The sequence below is a fragment of the Duganella sp. Root198D2 genome (assembly GCF_001428585.1).
Taxonomy (GTDB): Bacteria; Pseudomonadota; Gammaproteobacteria; order Burkholderiales; family Burkholderiaceae_D; genus Rugamonas.
Map to the genome: position 1 here is coordinate 95,782 of NZ_LMIC01000001.1, position 20,286 is coordinate 116,067.

The 20,286-nt window shown below is 63.4% G+C and carries 21 protein-coding genes; 12 read left to right on the top strand and 9 right to left on the bottom strand.

The features are described from left to right. Nucleotides 1–73: 73 nt before the first annotated feature. A complete protein-coding gene (flgA, locus tag ASE26_RS00470) occupies nt 74–760 on the bottom strand; it encodes a flagellar basal body P-ring formation chaperone FlgA (protein WP_057245554.1) in 687 nt (228 codons plus the stop codon). A gap of 128 nt (nt 761–888) precedes the next feature. On the opposite strand from flgA, the gene flgB reads away from it, so the two are divergent. The 12 genes from flgB to flgL all read left to right on the top strand — a co-directional run bounded on the left by flgB (nt 889) and on the right by flgL (nt 14,249). Then, on the top strand, nt 889–1,308 hold the full coding sequence (gene flgB, locus ASE26_RS00475; RefSeq protein WP_055930681.1) for a flagellar basal body rod protein FlgB: 420 nt from the start codon (nt 889–891) through the stop codon (nt 1,306–1,308). Next, a complete protein-coding gene (flgC, locus tag ASE26_RS00480; RefSeq protein WP_055930683.1) occupies nt 1,308–1,712 on the top strand; it encodes a flagellar basal body rod protein FlgC in 405 nt (134 codons plus the stop codon). The genes flgB and flgC overlap by 1 nt, the downstream gene beginning before the upstream one ends. Nucleotides 1,713–1,714: 2 nt before the next feature. After that, nucleotides 1,715–2,407, top strand: coding sequence for a flagellar hook assembly protein FlgD (locus ASE26_RS00485; protein WP_055930686.1), 693 nt, complete (start codon nt 1,715–1,717; stop codon nt 2,405–2,407). A 24-nt stretch (nt 2,408–2,431) separates the two neighbouring features. Further along, complete coding sequence (locus ASE26_RS00490; protein WP_055930689.1) at nt 2,432–3,973, top strand: flagellar hook protein FlgE; 1,542 nt, start codon at nt 2,432–2,434, stop codon at nt 3,971–3,973. A gap of 20 nt (nt 3,974–3,993) precedes the next feature. Then, nucleotides 3,994–4,737, top strand: a complete 744-nt coding sequence (flgF, locus tag ASE26_RS00495; protein WP_055930692.1) for a flagellar basal-body rod protein FlgF — start codon at nt 3,994–3,996, stop codon at nt 4,735–4,737. A gap of 106 nt (nt 4,738–4,843) precedes the next feature. Further along, nucleotides 4,844–7,192, top strand: coding sequence for an EAL domain-containing protein (locus ASE26_RS00500; protein WP_055930695.1), 2,349 nt, complete (start codon nt 4,844–4,846; stop codon nt 7,190–7,192). A 302-nt stretch (nt 7,193–7,494) separates the two neighbouring features. Continuing rightward, nucleotides 7,495–8,277, top strand: coding sequence for a flagellar basal-body rod protein FlgG (gene flgG / locus ASE26_RS00505; protein WP_055930698.1), 783 nt, complete (start codon nt 7,495–7,497; stop codon nt 8,275–8,277). A 15-nt stretch (nt 8,278–8,292) separates the two neighbouring features. After that, nucleotides 8,293–8,949: a flagellar basal body L-ring protein FlgH gene (locus ASE26_RS00510; protein ID WP_057245427.1), complete on the top strand. Its 657-nt coding sequence runs from the start codon at nt 8,293–8,295 to the stop codon at nt 8,947–8,949. Between the two features lie 2 nt (nt 8,950–8,951). Continuing rightward, nucleotides 8,952–10,058, top strand: a complete 1,107-nt coding sequence (locus tag ASE26_RS00515; protein WP_055930704.1) for a flagellar basal body P-ring protein FlgI — start codon at nt 8,952–8,954, stop codon at nt 10,056–10,058. Between the two features lie 10 nt (nt 10,059–10,068). Next, on the top strand, nt 10,069–10,986 hold the full coding sequence (gene flgJ, locus ASE26_RS00520) for a flagellar assembly peptidoglycan hydrolase FlgJ (RefSeq protein ID WP_055930707.1): 918 nt from the start codon (nt 10,069–10,071) through the stop codon (nt 10,984–10,986). 62 nt (nt 10,987–11,048) lie between these two features. Continuing rightward, complete coding sequence (flgK, locus tag ASE26_RS00525; protein ID WP_082591264.1) at nt 11,049–12,998, top strand: flagellar hook-associated protein FlgK; 1,950 nt, start codon at nt 11,049–11,051, stop codon at nt 12,996–12,998. 21 nt (nt 12,999–13,019) lie between these two features. Then, complete coding sequence (gene flgL, locus ASE26_RS00530) at nt 13,020–14,249, top strand: flagellar hook-associated protein FlgL (RefSeq protein WP_307144384.1); 1,230 nt, start codon at nt 13,020–13,022, stop codon at nt 14,247–14,249. On the opposite strand, the gene fliR is transcribed toward flgL, so the two are convergent. The 8 genes from fliR to ASE26_RS00570 all read right to left on the bottom strand — a co-directional run bounded on the left by fliR (nt 14,207) and on the right by ASE26_RS00570 (nt 20,282). Next, complete coding sequence (fliR, locus tag ASE26_RS00535; RefSeq protein ID WP_082507294.1) at nt 14,207–15,064, bottom strand: flagellar biosynthetic protein FliR; 858 nt, start codon at nt 15,062–15,064, stop codon at nt 14,207–14,209. The genes flgL and fliR overlap by 43 nt on opposite strands. Before the next feature lie 3 nt (nt 15,065–15,067). Next, nucleotides 15,068–15,337: a flagellar biosynthesis protein FliQ gene (gene fliQ / locus ASE26_RS00540; RefSeq protein ID WP_055930712.1), complete on the bottom strand. Its 270-nt coding sequence runs from the start codon at nt 15,335–15,337 to the stop codon at nt 15,068–15,070. Between the two features lie 11 nt (nt 15,338–15,348). Beyond that, complete coding sequence (gene fliP / locus ASE26_RS00545) at nt 15,349–16,095, bottom strand: flagellar type III secretion system pore protein FliP (protein WP_055930715.1); 747 nt, start codon at nt 16,093–16,095, stop codon at nt 15,349–15,351. Continuing rightward, a complete protein-coding gene (fliO, locus tag ASE26_RS00550) occupies nt 16,085–16,702 on the bottom strand; it encodes a flagellar biosynthetic protein FliO (RefSeq protein WP_055930718.1) in 618 nt (205 codons plus the stop codon). The genes fliP and fliO overlap by 11 nt, the downstream gene beginning before the upstream one ends. Further along, the gene (fliN, locus tag ASE26_RS00555; RefSeq protein ID WP_055930721.1) at nt 16,699–17,118 is read right to left on the bottom strand and encodes a flagellar motor switch protein FliN; all 420 of its coding nucleotides are present in this window, start codon (nt 17,116–17,118) and stop codon (nt 16,699–16,701) included. The genes fliO and fliN overlap by 4 nt, the downstream gene beginning before the upstream one ends. A gap of 15 nt (nt 17,119–17,133) precedes the next feature. Beyond that, nucleotides 17,134–18,114 carry a flagellar motor switch protein FliM gene (gene fliM / locus ASE26_RS00560; RefSeq protein WP_055930724.1) on the bottom strand — a complete coding sequence of 327 codons (981 nt, stop codon included), beginning with the start codon at nt 18,112–18,114 and terminating at the stop codon, nt 17,134–17,136. 14 nt (nt 18,115–18,128) lie between these two features. Further along, a complete protein-coding gene (gene fliL / locus ASE26_RS00565; protein ID WP_055930727.1) occupies nt 18,129–18,647 on the bottom strand; it encodes a flagellar basal body-associated protein FliL in 519 nt (172 codons plus the stop codon). A gap of 129 nt (nt 18,648–18,776) precedes the next feature. Then, complete coding sequence (locus ASE26_RS00570; RefSeq protein WP_057245429.1) at nt 18,777–20,282, bottom strand: flagellar hook-length control protein FliK; 1,506 nt, start codon at nt 20,280–20,282, stop codon at nt 18,777–18,779. Between the last annotated feature and the right edge of the window lie 4 nt (nt 20,283–20,286).

The window sequence follows — 20,286 nt, forward strand, 5'->3', positions numbered from 1 at the left end:
GAGTACTTACCCCGGCATACGAGTCTATAACGGCAATCTGCGGCCAAACTTTAGCTGGCATCGTGAAACTTGTTCAAAAAGCTACTTCGACCATTCCACCCAGGCGGGCAATTCCGCTGATTTGCTGGCCATTGCCGGTGCGGACTGCCACCACCTGGCCCTCGGCCGCCGAACCGGCTGCCTTGCCCTCGGCCGACACCGAGAAGCCATTGCCCTTGGTGACCAGCTTGACCAGTTGGCCCTGCAGGATCACCGGCTTGGCCTTGACCATGTCCACCCGCAGCGGGGTGCCGGCCGAAATCGACATGCTGCTGGACTTGCCGACCAGTTGCACCTTGTCGGTCGCAATTCCCGGCGGCAGGGCGGTCAGTTCGCCTTGCATCATTGCCAATTGGGCATCTTCGATCGCCTGGCCCTGGACCAGCGGTACGGCGGCGGCCACATAACTGCCTAACACCGATACCTGGGACTGAATATATACCGTCCACGGCGAAGGCGCCGCACAACGCACGCCGACCGTGGTCTTGCCCCAGGCGCGCGCACCCGGCATCAGGAACGCTTCCGGGGCCGGGCAGGGCGCCAGGTTCAGGCGCTGGTCGACCGCGCCGACGCTGACCGTGACCTTGCCCGGCAGGCCGGCAGTCTGGACTTGCAGGAATTGCTCGGCGACCTGGCGCAGGGCAGCAGGCTCCATGCGGGCCGGAGCGGCATGGGCCAGGCTGGCGGCAAACAGGCTTGCAATGATGAGGACTTGTTTCATGCTGCCCATCTTAGCCCCGGCGCGCAAGCCGCAAGCCGCGAATAAGGGCAAAAACCCCGCCTTTCTCTTCCGATCAAGCAAGCACATTGCTCCGTATCATCGAACCTGTCATCAAGCGGAGAAGCGCCATGTTAGGCAAACTCGACAACTACCTGCTGTTCAACGAAACCGCCCTCAGCCTGCGTGAAAAGCGCCAGGCCGTACTGGCGTCGAACATTGCCAATGCCGACACGCCGAATTACAAGGCGCGCGACATCGACTTTTCCGCCAACCTGCAGGAAGCCATGCAGCGCGCGGCCACGCCGCAGCCCTTGCAAACCACGGCCAACAAGCACTTCCCGCGTCCGCCGCAGGATGGCAGCACGCTGCCGGACGGCACGCCGCTGCTGTACCGCCACCCGGCGCAGGGCGCAGTCGATGGCAACACGGTCGACATGGATGTTGAACGTAACAACTTTGCCGACAATGCATTGCGCTACGAAGCAGGCGTGACCTTTATTAATTCGCAGATCAAAGGCCTGCTGGCCGCGATCCAGGGAGGCCAGTAATGTCCTTGTTCAGCATTTTCAACGTTTCCGGTTCGGCCATGAGCGCCCAGGCCCAGCGCCTGAACGTCGTCGCCTCCAACCTGGCCAACGCCGACAGCGCCACCTCGGCCAGCGGTGAAGCCTACCGCGCCAAGCAGGTGGTGTTCGAAGCCACCCCGAGCGCCAACGGCGCCGCCACCTCGGTCAAAGTGAGCAAGGTGGTGGAAGACCCGTCGCCACTCAAGCAAGTCTACGACCCCAAGCATCCGCTGGCGGACGAGAAGGGTTATGTGACGATGCCGAACGTGAACGTAGTCGATGAGATGGTCAATATGCTGTCGGCTTCGCGCTCTTACCAGACCAATGTTGAAACCATGAATGCAGCCAAGACCATGCTGCTGAAAACCCTGACGATCGGACAGTAACCATGGCCATCACCAATACCCCCGTCACTGGCGGCAGCACGCCGACGCAAGCCCTGCTCAACGCGGTCAATACCCGCGGCAGTACCGGCTCCGACAAGAGCGTAACTGCCGACCAGGACAAATTCATGACGCTGCTGATCACGCAGCTGAAAAACCAGGACCCGCTGAACCCGCTGGACAACGCACAAGTGACCAGCCAGCTGGCGCAATTGCAGACCGTCACCGGCATCAACAAGCTGAACGAGACGATCGAATCGCTGAAGAAGGATTACGCCAATTCGGCTTCGCTGCAGGCGACCAACCTGATCAACCACGGCGTGCTGGCGGCCGGCAAGAACCTGCAACTGGCTTCAAGCAAAGGCCTGTTCGGTGTTGAGATGAAGAACGCGGTCGACACGCTGCAGATCGATATCAAGAATGCCAGCGGCAAGGTGGTGCACTCGCTCTCGCTGCAGTCGGTCGATGCCGGCGTGCTGCCGCTGGGCTGGGACGGCAAACTGGCTGACGGCAGCACCGCGCCCGATGGCATGTACAGCGTGGAAGTCAGCGGCACCCTGGGCGGCAAGGCTGCCGAAGGCTTGCAGGCGCTGACTTTCGGCACCGTGGCCAGCGTGTCCACCGGCGCCGGCGGCACCAGGCTCAATGTTCCTGCCATCGGTCAATTGACCATGGACGACATCAAACAAGTTTTGTAAGCCCAACCTGATAGGGGAAATACCATGTTTCAACAAGGTCTCAGCGGTCTGAACGCCGCAGGCAAGTCGCTCGACGTTATCGGCAATAACATCGCCAACGCGAGCACGGTGGGCTTCAAAGGTTCGCAGGCACAGTTCGCCGACCTGTACGCCAACTCGCTGAACGGCGTGGCCGGCAACAACCCGGGTATCGGCGTGAGCATTTCGCGCATCGCGCAGCAATTCACGCAGGGCAACATCGAAACCACCAACAACCCGCTCGATATCTCGATCAATGGCGGCGGCTTCTTCCGCACCGTGGCGCCCAGCGGCGAAGTGCAGTACTCGCGCAACGGCCAGTTCCTGCTCGACAAGAACGGCATCATCACCAATGCCCAGGGCAATGCCATCACCGGCTACCTGGCCACCAAGGACGGCGTCATCCTGGCCGGCGCACCGGTGCCGATCAAGATCGACACCGCCGACCTGACCCCGGTCGAGACCACCGAAGCGAACTTCAAGATCAACCTGTCGTCCACCTCGCCGATCCCGAGCAAAGTGCCGTTCGATGCTGGCGATCCGCTGACCTACAACAAGCAGACCGTGATGGACGTGTTCGACAGCCTGGGCAATGCCCACACCATGTCGATGTTCTACGTGAACAAGGGCAGCGGCGTATGGGATGTGTACGCCGGCAGCGATGGCGTGCAGGTCAGTGCCAAGGCCGTGGCGCAGGCCGTACTGGCCGACCCGGCTGCCAAGGCAGCCCGCGTGGCCTACGATGCTGCCGCAGCCGCGAACAATCCAGCCGGCATGCTGGCAGCACAGCAGGCCTACTCCGCAGCCGCCGGCGCCGCCATGACCGCCGCCGCTACCGCTGCCGGTGCGACTGCCGCCCAGCTGGCGAAACTGGCCGCCGTGTACACGCCCCCGACCGACGTTGGCGCCATCCCCGGCAACAGCCCGGACATCATCGACCAGAAACTGGCAGCGGCAATTACAGTGCCGGCCGTGAAAGTGGGCACCCTGGGCTTCGACACCAACGGCCAGCTGAGCGCAGCGAAAATGGCGCTGATGGTGCCGCCGCAGACCCTGCCGTTCTCGATCAACCTGCCGATCTTCCCGGACAACGGGGCCGACCTGGTCATGACGATCTCCACCAACTTCGTCGGCACCACCCAATACGGTTCGCCGACCAGCGAAAAGGAATCGACGCAGAACGGCTACTCTTCGGGCAGCCTGCAGCGTTTCTCGGCTGACGCCAGCGGCACCATCATCGGCCAGTACAGCAACGGCAAGTCGCGTCCCCTGGCGCAATTCGTGCTGGCCAATTTCGCCAGCCCGGACGGCCTGATCCCGCTCGGTAACAACGTCTGGGCGGAAAGTTCGGCGTCCGGTGCGCCGCAGGTCGGTGCGCCGGGCCAGGGCGGCCTTGGCAATTTGCGTTCCTCGTCGGTTGAATCGTCGAACGTGGACCTGACCAAGGAACTGGTCGACATGATCACTGCGCAGCGCGTCTACCAGGCCAATGCGCAGACCATCAAGACCCAGGACTCGGTGCTGCAAACCCTGGTCAACCTGCGTTAACCGGATAAAGCGAGCAAGCGATGGACCGCCTTGTCTACACCGCCGCCACCGGCGCGCGCCACATCCTGGAGCAGCAGGCCACCACCTCGAACAACCTGGCCAATGCAACCACGACCGGCTTCCGCGCCCAGCTCGATTCCTTCCGCGCCGTTCCCGTGGTGGCGGAAGGCTTGCCGACCCGGACCTTCGTGGTCGACAACACCGTCGGCTCGGACTTCCGCGCCGGCGCTATGCAGACGACCGGGCGGGCGCTGGACGTGGCCTTGCGCGGCGATGGTTTCATTGCCGTGCAGTCGAGCGACGGCTCCGAGGCCTACACCCGCAACGGCAGCCTGAAGGTCAGCGAAAACGGCATGCTGCAAACGGCTGCCGGCCTGACCCTGGTGGGCGAGAACGGCCCGATCGCCATTCCGCCCGACGCCCAGGTGGCCGTTGCCGCCGATGGCACGGTGTCGGCCATCGACACTACCCAGACCCAGCCTGGCCCCTCGAATGTGCTGGGCCGCATCAAGCTGGTGAACCCGGACGTCAAAGGCCTGGTGCGCGGCGACGATGGCCTGTTCCGCCAGCAAAGCGGCCTGCCGGCCGATCCCGACCAGGGCGTGCGCCTGGCGGACGGCACGCTGGAAGGCAGCAACGTCAACCCGATCGATGCCATGGTCAATATGATTACCCTGGCGCGCTCCTTCGAAACGCAAATGAGCCTGTTGAAGAACGCGGAAAACAATGCTGCCAAAGCGACACAGATCTTGGCTTTGAATTAATATTGCGTCAATGATGTTGCTATGAGGCAACGCGTGGCGCGCGAACCATTGCGCGTCGCGCCTGGATTCCTCATCATGGAATCTTTCTGTTTAGCTGTCCTTGTTCATGGCTCCTCGCGAGGAACGATATGCCGCCGTGGTCCTGCCGTTTGTGCTGGCCGTGGCTGCGCTCGCCCTGGTCGCGGTGTTCAGCCTGTCCATCGCCGCCACGCTGCGTGCCTACGTTAGCGGCGAAAGCCATTGGTCCAAAGGCCAGAAGGCTGCCATCGCCTCCCTGCAGCGCTACCTGGTCACTTCCGACGAGCAGGACTACACCCAATTCCAATCCGAACTGGCAGTGCCGCTGTCCGACATGCGCGCGCGGCGCGAAATGGAGAAGGAACAAATGGACCGGGAAGTGGTGCGCGAAGGATTCCTCGGCGGCCGCAACGCCGAGGAAGACGTGCGCGGCATGGTCTGGCTGTACCGCAATTTCAAAGACCTGTACCTGATGGCGCGCGCCATCACTTATTGGGAACACAGCGACCAGCACTTGCTGCGCCTGCGCGAGCTGGGGGAACGCGTGCATGGCATGCCGCCGGCCGCACGTTCCTCGCCGGTGGTACTGCTGGAAATCCAGGAAATCGACCGCCGCTTGACGCCGCTCGCCATCGGCTTTGCGGCCGCCATCAACGACGCGGCGCGCCAGGTCTCGAACGCCTTGCTGGCCGTGCTGGTGCTGGCGGCAGTGCTGCTGGCGTGGAGCGGCCACGGCTACTTGCGCCGCTCCTTCGCCCGCCGCGAGCGCCTGCTGCAGCAACTGCGCCAAAGCGAAGCGGAAGCCTTCGCCGAAAAAGAATTGATGCAGGTGACCCTGGGTTCGATTGCCGACGCCGTCATCACCACGGATAGCGAGCAGCGCGTCAGCTACAGCAACCGCAATGCTGAACAGATGCTGGGTATGTCCGGCGCCGACATGCTGGGCCGCCCGTTGGATGAAGTATGCCGGCTGGAAGGCGAGGGCGGTGCGCTGCATGTGCTGGCAGGCGACGGCGAGCTGCTCCCGGTCGACCTCTCGGAAGCATCGATTCACGCGCCCGACGGAACCGCCATCGGCCAGGTCATTGTGCTGCACGACGCCAGCGAAGCACGCCGCCACGCCGCCCAACTGAGTTACCAGGCCACGCACGACGAGCTGACCGATATCATGAACCGGCGCGAATTCGAACGCCGCCTGCGCGAATTGCTGGCTGCCCTGCGCCAGGGCGGCGGCGGCGAGCATGCGGTGCTGTACCTCGACCTGGACCGCTTCAAGATCATCAACGACACCAGCGGCCACGCCGCAGGCGACGAATTGATCAAGCAAGTGAGCCAGCTGCTGCAAGCCACGCTGCGCGAGCGCGATATCGTCGGCCGTCTGGGCGGCGACGAATTCGGCATCATGCTGACCCAGTGCAGCCACGAAGACGCCTTGCGCGTCGCAGAGAAAGTGCGCAAGGCCGTGGTCGACCTGCATTTCGCCTGGGGCGTGCGCAGCTACCGCATCGGCGTCAGCATCGGCCTGGTGCTGCTCGATAGCCGCAGCAGCAGCCTGAAGGAAGTGATGAAGTCGGCCGACGCCGCCTGCTACATGGCGAAAGAAAAGGGCCGCAACCGCATCCACCTGTACAGCGACGACGACGCCGAACTCTCGGTGCGGCAGACGGAAATGGAAGCCGTCTCGCGCATCCGCGCCGCGCTGGAAAACGACCGCTTCTGCCTGCACCTGCAAACCATCGCCCCGCTGCGACCTGGCGGCCGGGCCCATGCCGAAGTACTGGTGCGCATGCTGGACGAGGAAGGCGGTCTGGTGCCGCCGATGGCCTTTATCCCGGCTGCCGAACGCTACGACCTGATGCCGCTGCTCGATCGCTGGGTGATCCGCCACGCCTTTGAAGCGCTGGCACAGCAACCGGCTGGCACCAGCTGGGCCATCAACCTGTCCGGCGCCTCCGTGTGCGACGATGATTTGCTGGAGTTCGTGCTGGAGCAGCAGCGCCTCACCGGCGTGGCGCTGGAAGACGTCTGTTTCGAAATCACCGAAACGGCGGCAGTGGCCAACCTGGCCCAGGCTGCAACCCTGATCCAGGACCTGCAAGCGCAAGGCGCCCGCTTCGCACTCGATGACTTCGGTGCCGGCATGTCTTCCTTCGCCTACCTGAAACACCTGCCGGTCGACTACGTGAAGATCGACGGCAGCTTCATCAAAGGCATCCTGCACAGCCCGACCGAGCGCGCCATGGTGGAGTCGATCAACCAGATCGCGCATGTGATGGGCAAGCAGACCATCGCCGAATTCGTCGAGGACGATGCGGTGCTGGCCTGTTTGCGTGCGATGGGTGTCGATTTCGCCCAGGGTTATGGGGTAGGGCGGCCCGAGCCTTTGCCGGCCGCACAGCCAGCGAACCTCGTGCGCGACTCCGTCGCGGCCGGCTAACCGGCCAGCTCTATCGCCCAGAGCAGGAATGGACTTGTGGCGAGTGGCATCACCCATAATGTTTCGATTGCGGGCCGGGTTCGCATCAATAATGCCCCGGCTACCAGGCCGAGCAATACTCGTGCTCTGTCTTTCTGGCAATACTTGGCAAATCGTAAGCAGTAGCAGAGCTAATCGATCCATGCCACACACTTGAATAGGCGGGGGAAAACCGGCCAGATCGGCGTTTTGAGTTGACCCTTGCCACGGGATAATGCCTGCATAGAAAAACCGCTTAGTTTTACTGTTGAAGGGGCAGGCAAATGATTCGATCACTGTGGATTGCCAAGACTGGCATGGAAGCGCAGCAGACCCAGATGGACGTGGTGTCCAATAACCTGGCGAACGTGAGCACCAATGGCTTCAAGAAGTCGCGCGCCGTCTTCGAAGACCTGCTGTACCAGAACATCCGCCAGCCGGGCGCTGCTTCCTCGCAGCAGACCCAGCTTCCATCGGGCATGCAGCTCGGCACCGGCGTGCGCCCGGTGGCTATCGAGCGCATCCACACCCAGGGCAACCCGCAGTCGACCGGCAACGACAAGGACCTGATGGTCAACGGCAATGGCTTCTTCCCGGTACTGCTGCCGGACGGCACCACGGCCTACACCCGCGATGGCTCCTTCCAGCGCGATAACAATGGCCAGATGGTGACTTCCAGCGGCTTCGTGCTGCAGCCGGCCATCACCATCCCGATCAATGCCACCAGCATTACGGTGGCGCGTGACGGCATCGTGTCGGTCACCCTGCCGGGCCAGGCCGCACCGCAGCAGATCGGCGCCATCCAGCTGGCAACCTTCATCAACCCGACCGGCCTGGAATCGAAGGGCGAGAACCTGTACGTGGAAACCGGCTCGTCCGGTGCGGCGACGCAGAACCAGCCGGGCACCAACGGTACCGGGGTGATCATGCAGGGCTACGTGGAAACTTCGAACGTCAACGTGGTCGAGGAAATGGTGAACATGATCCAGACCCAGCGCGCCTACGAAATCAACTCGAAGGCGATCACCACTTCCGACCAGATGCTGCAGCGCCTGTCGCAGCTGTAATAGAGCGAGCCCGCCATGCGATTCCGTCTTGCCGCCACCCTCATCGCGCCTGTGCTGCTGTCCGCCTGCGTTGCTGCGCCGACTTCGATCGTCAACGGCCCGACCAGCGCCCGTCCGCTGCCGCCGCCATACCCGCCGGTGGCGCAGAACAATGGCGCGATCTACCAGCAAAGCAGCTATCGCCCGGCTTTCGAAGACCGCCGCGCGCGCCATGTGGGCGATGTCATCAATGTCGTCATCACGGAAAGCACCTCCGCCGTCAAGAATGGCGCCAGCGCCGGCAACAAGTCGGGCAGCGTCAACTTCGGCGTGCCCGGCCTGCTGCAGAACAAGCTGGGCACCAATATCGCCACCAGCGCCGACAACAAATTTGCCGATGCCGACAGCCAATCCCTGAGCAACAGCTTCCGCGGCACCATCGGCGCCACCGTGGTGGAAGTGCTGTCGAACGGTAACCTGGTCATTGCCGGCGAAAAGCAGGTCGGCATGAACAAGGCCACTGAATATATCCGCATCTCCGGCATGGTGAACCCGGACTCGATCAACGGCAATTCGGTGGCTTCGACCTCGATTGCCGACGCGCGCGTCGAATACCGCACCAAGAGCAATATCGATGGCGCTGAAGTGCAGTCGATGCTGTCGCGCTTCTTCCTCAGCCTGCTGCCTTTCTGATCATGAACAATTTCAAGCTCCTCGCCCTTTGCGCCGCCTTGCTGCTGGCGCCTGCCGTGCAGGCTGAGCGCCTGAAAGACCTGGCCAGCATTGCCGGCGTACGGCAGAACCAGTTGATGGGTTACGGCCTGGTGGTCGGCCTCGATGGTTCCGGCGACCAGACCACGCAAACCCCGTTCACCGTGCAATCGGTGGCTTCCATGCTGCAGCAGATGGGGGTGGCGCTGCCGCCTGGCACCACGCTGCAATTGAAGAACGTGGCAGCCGTGATGGTCACCACCAACCTGCCGGCCTTTGCGCAACCGGGCCAGCAGATCGACGTTACCGTGTCCTCGATGGGTAACGCCAAATCGCTGCGCGGCGGCACGCTGCTGATGACGCCGCTCAAAGGCGCCGACGGCCAGGTCTACGGCATGGCGCAAGGCAATGTGCTGGTGGGCGGCGTCGGTGCGCAAGCGCCGGGTGGCGGCGCCGCAGTCGTCGTCAACCATCTGTCGGTCGGCCGCATTTCCGGCGGCGCTACGGTGGAACGCGCGGTGCCGACCACGCTGGGCGACGGCAACCAGATCCGCCTCGAACTGAACAACACCGACTTTGCCACCGCCAGCCGCGTGGTCCACGCCATCAACGATAAATACGGCGCCGGCGTGGCCTATGCGCAGGATGGCCGCACCATCCGCGTCACCGCGCCATCCTCGAGCGATGCGCGGGTGGCCTTCATCGGCGACCTGGAAAGCATGGACGTGCGCCCGGCGCGCCAGGCCGCCAAAGTCATCATGAACGCCCGCACCGGTTCGGTGGTGATGAACCAGGAAGTGACGCTTGAGACGTGCGCCATTTCGCACGGCAACCTGTCAGTATCGGTCAATGCCGACACCCAGGTCAGCCAGCCGAACCCGCTCAGCGGTGGCCAGACCGTGGTATCCCAGCAGGGCAGTGTCGACATCAAGAAAGATTCCGGCAAGGTCATCATGCTGAAAGGCGGCGCGTCGCTGGCCGACGTGGTGAAAGCCCTCAATGCCATCGGCGCCTCCCCGCAAGACTTGCTGGCCATCCTGCAGGCGATGAAGGCAGCAGGTTCGCTGCGCGCCGAGCTGGAAATCATTTGAGGACGTCGCCATGATCCCGCGTACCGCTACCGCCGACCTGAGCTCCAACCTTGCCATGGATACCAAGGGCATGTCCGAGCTGCGCCAGTCGGCGCGTGCCGGTTCGCCGGAAGCGCTGAAAGCCACGGCGACCCAGTTCGAAGCCATGTTCGTCAACATGATGATGAAGAGCATGCGCGACGCCACGCCGCAAGATGGCTTGATGGATAGCCAGCAATCGAAGATGTTCACCACCATGCTCGACCAGCAGACCAGCCAGGACATCGCCAAAAAGGGCCTGGGCCTGGCCGATGTGCTGGTGCGCCAGTTGTCGAAAACGCTGCCGCTGGATGGCGTGCCGACCGATCCGGCCATGACGCGCGCCCTGATGGATCAAGCCAGGCTGCAACGTTCGATCGAGGCCAGCGGCGGCGCCGCGGCCGTGGCCAAGGCCGGCGCGAACCCGGCGGCCGCCTCCGACAAGCCGGCCCATGTGCGCAGCTTCCAGGACAAGCTGTCCAGCCACGCCGAAGAGGCCAGCCGCGCCACCGGCATTCCGGCCAAGTTCATGCTGGGCCAGGCGGCCCTGGAAACCGGCTGGGGCCGGCGCGAAATCAAGGGCCGCGATGGCAGCAACAGCCATAACCTGTTCGGCATCAAGGCTGGCCCGGACTGGAAGGGCCGTGTTGTCGAAACGGCCACAACCGAATATATCAACGGCAAGGCACAGACCCGCGTCGAGAAGTTCCGCGCCTATGACAGCTATGCCGATAGCTTCAAGGACTACGCCCGCCTGCTGAGCAGCAATCCGCGCTATGAAAAAGCGCTGGCAGCAGCCAACGGCACCGATGCCGCCGGCTTCGCCATGGGCCTGCAGCGGGCCGGCTACGCTACCGACCCCAACTATGCCAGCAAGCTGGCCGGCATTATCAAGCGCACTCTTGCCTGACAAACATCAAGTTTTGTCCGGATGTGCCGTAAACTGAATATCTAGCGAAGGTAATTATCAAAATGTCCTTACTCAGCATCGGTAAAAGTGGTTTGTTGGCTGCCCAGACGGGCCTGGCCACCACTGGGCACAACATTACCAACGCCAATGTGCTCGGCTATAACCGCCAGGTAACGGTGCAAAGCACCACGCAGCCGATCCAGAGCGGCGAAGGTTTCATCGGCACTGGCACTGAAGTGGCGCAGATCAAGCGCGTCTATGACGATTTCCTGAATCGCCAACTGCTGGGCGCGCAGACCAACCAGTCCCACCTCGACACCTATTTCAACCAGGTCAGCCAGATCGACAACCTGCTGGCCGATACCACGGTCGGCCTGGGGCCGGCACTGCAGAGCTTCTTCAGCGGCGTGCAGAATGCCAACTCCAACCCGCAATCGACCGCGGCGCGCCAGGCCATGCTGTCGGCGGCCGAGTCGCTGGCTTCGCGCTTCAACGGCCTGTCCAGCCGCATGAAGGAATTGAACGAAGGTGTCAACACCGGCGTTACCTCCAGCGTCAACGAGATCAATTCCTTTGCGCGCCGTATCGCCGAGATGAACAACACGATTGCCGGCCTGTCGGTCGATCCTTCGGCCCTGCCGAGCGACCTGATGGACCAGCGCGATGCCCTGATCGCCGAGATGAACAAGCAGATCAAGGTTACGGTGATTCCGGCTGAGAACAATATGCTGAACGTCTCGTTCGGCACCGGCCAGCCGCTGGTGATCGGCAACCGCAGCCAGGAACTGGCCACCGCCACCTCGCCGTCCGACCCGGAGCGCATCGTGGTCGGCTACCGAACCCAGAGCGGCGCCTTCTCGCAACTGCCGGACAGCGTCCTGACCGGCGGCCAGCTGGGCGGCCTGATCGACTTCCGCAACAGCGGCCTGGACGTGGCGAATGCCAACCTGGGCAAGATTGCGGCCGGCCTGGCCGACGCCTTCAACGACCAGCACAAGCTCGGCATCGACCTGGATGGCAACCTGGGCGGCAACTTCTTCAAGGACATCCACGCCTACGTCGGCTACGACTCCCGCAATTCGTCGTCGAGCACGGTGAAAATCGATGCGGTGGTGGTCGACGCGGCCAAGCTGACCACCTCCGATTACGACATCAACTACAACGGTACCGACTTCGTCGTGACGCGCGCCAGCGATGGCGCGACCACGACCATCGCACCGTATCCGCAGGCCCAGCCGCAAGTGATCGACGGCGTGGCGTTTTCGATCACCGGTGCCGCAGGCGGCCCCGACCATTTCCTGGTGCGCCCGACCTATAACGCGGCGCAGGATTTCGGCGTCGAACTGAAGGACCGTAACAAGATTGCGCTGGGTGCGCCGATCAGCACCTCGCTGCCGGCCACGAACACCGGCACCGGCAAGATCAGCGCTGGTGCGGTGAATTCGAACTACTTGTTGCCGGGCAACCAGCTTGCCGCGCCGGTGACGCTGACCTACAACAGTGCGACCAACCAGCTCAGCGGCTTCCCGACGGCGGTGGATGTCACGGTCAACGGCACCACCACGAGCTACCCGGCGGGTACGCCGGTGCCTTACACCGCCGGGGCCAAGATGGCGTTCCAGGGGATTGAATTCGAGATCACCGGCAGCCCGGCCAACAACGACAAGTTCACCATTTCGCCGGGCAGCGGCGTAGGCGACGCGCGCAATGGCGTGCTGCTGGCCGGCCTGCAGACGAAGAACATCCTGGACGATGGCCATGCGACCTTCCAGGCCAGCTATGCGCAGATGGTCAACTTCGTCGGCAACAAGACGCGCGAAGTGCAGATTGCCGGCGCAGCGGCCGATACCACGGTGGCGCAGGCCCAGGCCGCGCGCGATTCGGTGTCCGGGGTGAACCTGGACGAAGAAGCTTCCAACCTGCTGCGCTACCAGCAGGCCTACCAGGCATCTGGCAAAGTGATCCAGGTCGCCAGCGAATTGTTCGATACCCTGCTGTCGCTGGGCAGGTAAGATTTTTGAAGGAATAGCATCATGGTCATGCGTATTGCCACCCGGACGATTTACGAGAACGGCGTCAGCCAGCTGAATACGCTGCAGGCGCAGTTGCAGAAGACGCAGATGCAGTTATCGACCATGCGGCGTGTCGTGAACCCGTCGGACGACCCGGTTGCCTCGGCGCGCGCGCTGGAAGTGTCGCAGTCGAAGTCAATAAACACCCAGTTCGTCACCAACCGCAGCAATGCCAATTCCTCGCTGTCGCTGGTGGACAATACGCTGGCCAACACCGACGACCTGCTGCAGGAAGTGAAGAGCAAGATCGTCGCAGCCGGCAACCCCGGCTTTACCCTGGCCGACCGCGAAGCGCTGGCCAAGGAACTGGAAGGGCGCCTGGAAGACTTGCTGGGCCAGGCCAATGCCACCGACGGCACCGGCGCCTACCTGTTCTCCGGCTACAAGAGCGACATCAAGCCGTTTACCCGTTCCGCTACCGGCGCCACCTACAACGGCGACCAGGGCCAGCGCGAACTGCAGGTGGCGTCGTCGCGCAAGCTGGCCACCAGCGAAACCGGTTCGGCTATCTTTGAAAGCAATATCACCGGCAACGGCACCTTCCAGACCAGCGTCGACCCTGCCAACTACACGCGCGGCGGCACCGGCATCATTTCGCCGGGCGTGGTGAAGACACCCTCGGCTGTGACGGGCCACAACTACACGCTGAACTTTAGCGTGACCGGTACGCCGGCGGTGACCACGTATACCGTCAACGACGTTACTGCCGGCACCGCGGTCGCCTCCAACGTACCATTCGTGTCCGGCCAGCCGATCGCCTTCGATGGCATCCAGATGGACGTCACAGGCGCACCGGCCAACGGCGACGTGTTCAATGTCGATCCGAGCAAGAATCAGTCGGTGTTCGAAACCATGACCACGCTGATCGCTGCGTTGCGCGGTCCATCAGGTACGCCACAGGCGGGCACCGCATTGACCAATGCGCTGAACCTGGCCAACCAGAACATCACCAATTCGCTGGACAATGTGCTGTCGGTGCGCGCCTCGGTGGGCGCCCGCCTGAGCGAGCTCGATCATCTCGACAGCGCAGGCGAGGATTTGAACCTGCAGTACTCGAGCCAGATTTCCGACCTGGTCGACCTGGATCCGGTGGAAGCCATCTCGCGCTTCACGCAGCAGCAAACCACGCTGGAAGCAGCGCAAAAATCCTACAAGGCGCTGGCAGGCTTGTCGTTGTTCAATTTGATCTGAGGTTTGCCCGGCATCGGCGGCCGGGCTTTCCTGCTATCCCACTCGCGCGGCAATTGCCGCGCTTTTTCTATGCCCTCGTTGACCAGCACCTGGATCGGCATGCTCATGTAGGGCAGGGTCATTGTGATCGTCAGGAAGCCGACGCCGAGGGTGATCGGGAAGCCGATGCCGAACAGGTTCAGCTGCGGCGCGGCGCGCGTCAGGACGCCCAGCGCGACGTTGGTGATGAGCAGCGCCGCGACGATCGGCAGCGACAACTGCAGGCCGGCCGTGAAGATCTTCGAGCCCCACAGCGCCAAATCCCAGAAGCCATCGTTGTGGAAGGGAATGGCTGCCACCGGCAGGGTGTAAAAGCTTTCCGCCAGCGCTTCGATCAGCACCAGGTGGGCATTCACCGCCAGCACGGCCAGCGTCACCACCCACACCAGGAATTGCGATACCGCCGAGGAGCGGCCTTGCGACATCGGGTCGAAGAAACTGGCGAAACCCAGGCCCATGGTCAGGCTGGAAATCTCGCCCGCCATTTCCACTGCCGCGAAGACCAATCGCAAAGCGAACCCCATGCCGGCGCCGATCACGATTTCGCGCGCCAGCACTGAAAGCCCGGCCCAGCCGGCGGGATCAAGGGCCGGCATGGCAGGCACGGCCGGTGCGACCACCATGGCGATCAGTATGCCCAGCGCGAGCTTGACGTTCTGCGGGATGCGGGCATTGCCGAAAATAGGGGAGGCCGCGATCAGCGACAGGATGCGGGCCGCCGGCCACAGCAGGGCGGCGATCCAGGTATTGAGTTCAGCGGCGGTAACGACCAGCATCGCTCACGAGACCAGCGATGGAATGCCGGTCAGCACTTGCCGCATGTAGTCGACCATCACGGAAATCATCCACGGCCCCGCCACCACCAGGGTGACGAATACGCCGACCAGTTTCGGGATGAAGGACAGGGTCGCTTCGTTGATCTGGGTGGCGGCCTGGAAGATCGAGACCACCAGGCCGATCAGCAGCGCCACCAGCAGCAGCGGCGCCGCCACCATCAGCGTGACTTCCATGGCCTGGCGGCCCATGGTCATGACTGTTTCAGGCGTCATCGCACACCTCGCTAGTAGAAGCTCTGGGAAAGCGAACCCAGCAGCAGTTGCCAGCCATCGACCAGCACGAACAGCATCAGCTTGAACGGCAGCGAAATCACGGCGGGCGACATCATCATCATACCCATCGACATCAGTACCGACGCCACCACCATGTCGATGATGAGGAAGGGGATGAAGATGGCGAAGCCGATCTGGAAGGCGGTCTTCAGCTCGGACGTAATGAAGGCCGGCACCAGGATCTTGAGCGGCACGTCTTCCGGCCCCTGCAATTCCTGGCTGCGTGAAATTTTCACGAACAGAGCCAGGTCGGACTGGCGGGTCTGCTTCAGCATGAAGGTTTTCAGCGGCGCGGCCGAGCGTTCCATCGCTTGCTGCATGCTGATCTTGTTGTCCTGCAGCGGCACCCAGGCCTCGCTGTAGATCTTGTCGAACACCGGGCTCATGACGAAGAAGGTCAGGAACAGCGACAGGCCGATGATGACCTGGTTGGGCGGTGCCGACTGCGTACCGAGCGCCTGGCGCAGCAGCGACAGCACGATCACGATGCGGGTGAAGCCGGTCATCATCAGCAGCGCCGCCGGGATGAAGGTCAGCGCCGTCATCAGGATCAGCGTTTGCAGCGTCAGGCCGTAATTGGTGCCGCCGCCCGCCGCGGGCGTGCTGGTGAAGGCTGGGATGGTCGGTTCGGCGGCGGCAATCAGCGGCAGGACTAGCACGGCGCCGGCAGCGAGGCACAGTGCGCGTTTATTTGCCATTGCGCTTGTCAATCGTCTGTTTGAACCACTCGGCGAAATTGGCTCCCGGCGCGGCCTGTGCACCCGCCAGTTCGGCTTCGCCGCTGTCCTGGCGCGGCATGGTAGCCAGCGCATTCATGCGGCCTGGCGAGGCGCCCACAACGATCCATTGCTCGCCGACTTCCACCACCAGGATGCGCTCGCGCGCGCCGACGCTCAGGGCACCGACCAGCTTGACCTTGCTGCCGCCGGTAATGTGTTTCGGGCCGAAGCGCTTCAGCAGCCAGGCCAGGCCGACCAGCAGGGCAATGACGAAGCCCAGCGACAGGATGGTCTGCAGCAGCGAACCGGCAGCGGACGGGGCCTGCGCGGCCAGCACATTGTTCGGCGCCTGGGTATTGGCGGCGCGGGCGCCGGCCAGGGCGGCTTGCTGTTCGGGCGTCGCGGCCGCGGCGCCAGCGACCGGAGCGGCCGGATTGGCGGCGTTGGCCGGGGCTGCTTGCGTGCTGCTGGAAATGGTCTCGGGGGCGGGGGCTTGCTGCGCCAGCACGGGTGCGCCAGTGAGGCAGAGGGCAGCCGCGATGGTCAGCGGCCGCAGCAAGTGCAAGGCAGTTGTGCTCTGCTTCATTTATTCAGTTTTCGGATGCGTTCGGAAGGCGTGATGATATCAGTCAGGCGGATACCGAACTTGTCGTTCACCACCACCACCTCGCCCTGTGCGATCAGGCAGCCATTGACCAGCACGTCCATCGGTTCGCCGGCCAGGCCGTCCAGTTCCACCACCGAGCCCTGCGCCAGTTGCAGCAGGTTCTTGATGGCGATCTTGGTGCGGCCCAGTTCCACCGTCAGCTGGACCGGGATATCGAGGATGAAGTCGATATCGTTATGGGTTTCGGTCTTGTTGGGCTGCTTGGAAAAGTCCTTGAACACGGCGGCAGTGGCGGCCTGGTTCTGCATGGCAGCCGCTTCGGCAGCGGCCTGCTCGGCAATCGCGGCGCCCCAATCGTCATCCATGCTTGTATCGTCGTCTTGATTATCCGCCATGTTTCTCTCCTAGCTTTATTTCATATTATCCGCGTTTGCCAGCAGTTTCTCCACCTTCAATGCGTATTGCCCGTTCAACACCCCGTAGGTGCAGTCGAGCACAGGCACGCCATCCACGGTCGCCTCGATGGTTTCCGGGATGGTCAGCGGGATCACGTCGCCGGCTTTCATGTTCAGGATCTCGTCGAAGCTGACCTTGGCGGTGCCGAGCTTGGCCACCAGTTCCACCTCGGCGATCTGGATCTGCTGCGTCATCAGGCGGATCCAGCGCTTGTCCACTTCCAGCGCTTCGCCCTGCAGCGAGGAGGTCAGCGCGTCGCGGATCGGCTCGATCATCGAGTAGGGCATGCAGAAGTGGATCTGGCCCGACACCGAACCGAGTTCGATGGTGAAGGTCGACGCCACCACCACCTCGTTCGGAGTGGCGATGTTGGCAAACTGCGTATTCATTTCGGAACGGATGTACTCGAACTCCACCGGGTACACTGGTTCCCACGATTTGGTATAGGCCTCGAACACGATGTCGAGGATGCGCAGGATGATGCGCTGCTCGGTCTGGGTAAAGTCGCGCCCTTCGACGCGGGTGTGGAAGCGGCCGTCGCCACCGAACAGGTTGTCAACCAGCAAGAACACCAGGCCCGGGTCGAATACCATCAGGGCCGTGCCGCGCAGCGGCTTCATGTGCACCAGGTTGAGGTTGGTGGGCACCACCAGGTTGCGGATGAACTCGGAATACTTGGACACGCGCACCGAACCGACCGACACTTCCGCGCTGCGGCGCAGGAAGTTGAACAGGCCCACGCGCAGCAGGCGCGCGAAACGCTCGTTGATAATTTCCAGGGTCGGCATCCGGCCCCGGACGATGCGTTCCTGCGTCGCCAGGTTGTAGGTGCGGACACCCGTGGTCTCCTCGGGCGTTGCGACGTCGTCCTGGTCGCCGTTGACGCCCTTCAAGAGGGCATCGACTTCTTCCTGGGAGAGAAAATTATCAGCCATGCTTCACCCGCGCCTTACTGGATGATGAATGCGGTGAACAATACTTCGGAAACTTCCTGCGCCTCGCCGCCGCTTTCAAACGGCAGGTTGACCGCTTCCATGATGTCCTTGCTCAGTTGCTGCTTGCCCTCCGGGGTATTGATCTCGGACGCATGCTTGCTCGACAGCAGCAGCAGGATACGGCTGCGCACCTTGGGCATATTGGTCTTGATGACTTCCGACTCTTCCAGGCTGCCGGCCTGCAGCGTGATCGCCAGTTGCAGGTACTGGTCGCCATTTTCCGGCTGCAGGTTGACCGTGAACTGGTCCACCGGAACGTACACTGGCGGACCGGCTTTCTTGGCCGGCTTCTTGGCCTTCTTGTTCGGCTTGGCTTCTTCCGAATGTTCTTCGCCGCTATCGCTCTTCAGCATGAACCATGCGCCGCCGCCGCCGGCCAGCGCGAGTACCAACACGCCAGCCAGGATGATGATCAGCTTTTTCTTTCCGCCACCGGCCGGCGGTGCTGCTTCTGCCTTAGCATCAGCCTTCATTTTTGGATTCGCTTTCAATTCTGCTGCCTTGGATGCAAGAGTTGGATCATGACGCCATTATGTCATTATCGCGAAAGCTTTCGGGGAGCGATGCGCCGAAAAGAGGCAGGAAGCAGGGCTATCTCTGCCTTAGGCGAAGGTGTCGACGGCGCCCAGTACGCTGCGGCGCAGCTGGGGGGCGGCCTGCGCCGTGTTCTCGGCATTGTCATTCTGGCCATTGGCGACGCCGCGACCACGGCCACGGCCGGCGGCGGCTTCCATTTCGGCGAAGGCCTTCTGCTGGTCCTGGCTGCCGGAGGACACGCTGGTGTCGCCCAGCATGATGCCGGCTTCGCCCATGGTTTCGCGCAGCTTCGGCAGCGCCTGTTCGAGCGCCTCACGCACTTCCGGCTGGGCCGCTGTGAAGGCGACGCTGGCCTGGTCATTGGAGATGCTCAGCACCACTTGCAGTGGGCCGAGGTCGGGCGGGTTCAAGGTCAGGGTGGCGCTCTGTTCGCCGCCGTTGGCCATCCACACCACTTTCTGGCCCAGCTGGTGGTCCCAGCCCTGGCTGCCGACGCGGGCGTGCAGCTGGTTGCTGGCCAGGGCCTGGGCGGCTTGCGCATTCGCGGCGCCGGCTGGGGCGAGGGCGGTAGCGGCCGCTTGCAGGGGATTTGCCTGCGGCTGGATTGTGTGCCTGGCATCTTGTGCAGCTGCGTCGGCGGCCTTGCCGGCGTCGGCGCTGGCTTGCTGCAGGACGGCCTGGAAGTCGCTGCGCGGCTGGGTCGCCGCCTTGTCGCTGGCGGCAGTAGTGGCGGAGGCTGCACCGGCGTCGCCGGCTTCGCTGGCTGCGCCGTGGCGCGCCTTGGCCAGGGCGTCCGCCCCGGCCGGATCCTGTTCCTGTGCGCTGGCTTTCGCTGCCTGCAGCGCGGCCTGGTCGAGGGCCATGCCTTCTTCAGGCAAGCGCTCGGCGCTGGCAGTCGTGCCGCCGCTGCTGGACAGCATGGCGTCGCCGGCCAGTCCGGCATCGCTTGCGCGGCCGTCTTTGCCTGCGGCTAGCGCTGCTGCTGCGGCAGCCGCCGCGGCAGCCGCAGCAGCAGCGCTGGCGGCGTCGGCGGAGGTGGGCTGGGCCAGGCCCTGGATCATGGCCAGCATGTCGGCCACCGCGTCGCTGGCGGCTTGCTGGCTATCGGCCTGTTCGGTGGCTGCATCGGCGCCGGTGGCGGCGCCGGCTGCAGGGGCAGCGTTGGGCGCTGCGGGCGCTGCGGGCGCTGCGGGCGCGTCGGCGCCCGCAGCATTGGCGGCGGACTGCGCCTCCGCGCTTGCCGCGGTATTGTTGGCCTGGTTGCTTGGCGGGGCCTTTGGCGGCGCTGGCGCGGCTGGCTTGTTGCCCTGGGCCGTTGTGCTGGAGGCCGGCTTCGGCTGCTGGCTTGCCTGTGCGTGCGGTTGCTGTGCGGCCGGTTTTGGCGCCTCGGCACGGCGTGCCGCGCCATTGGCTTGCGCTTGCAGCGAAGGCGGCAGGGCCTTGGCCTGGCGTTCGATCTGGTTGTTCAGGGCCTGTGCAAACTGATTGTCTTCCTGCGCAGCATTGGACGAACGGCCAGCAGCCGTGTTGCCGGAAAGAAGAGGGGAGTTCTGTACAGTCTGGGTTTGCATGATC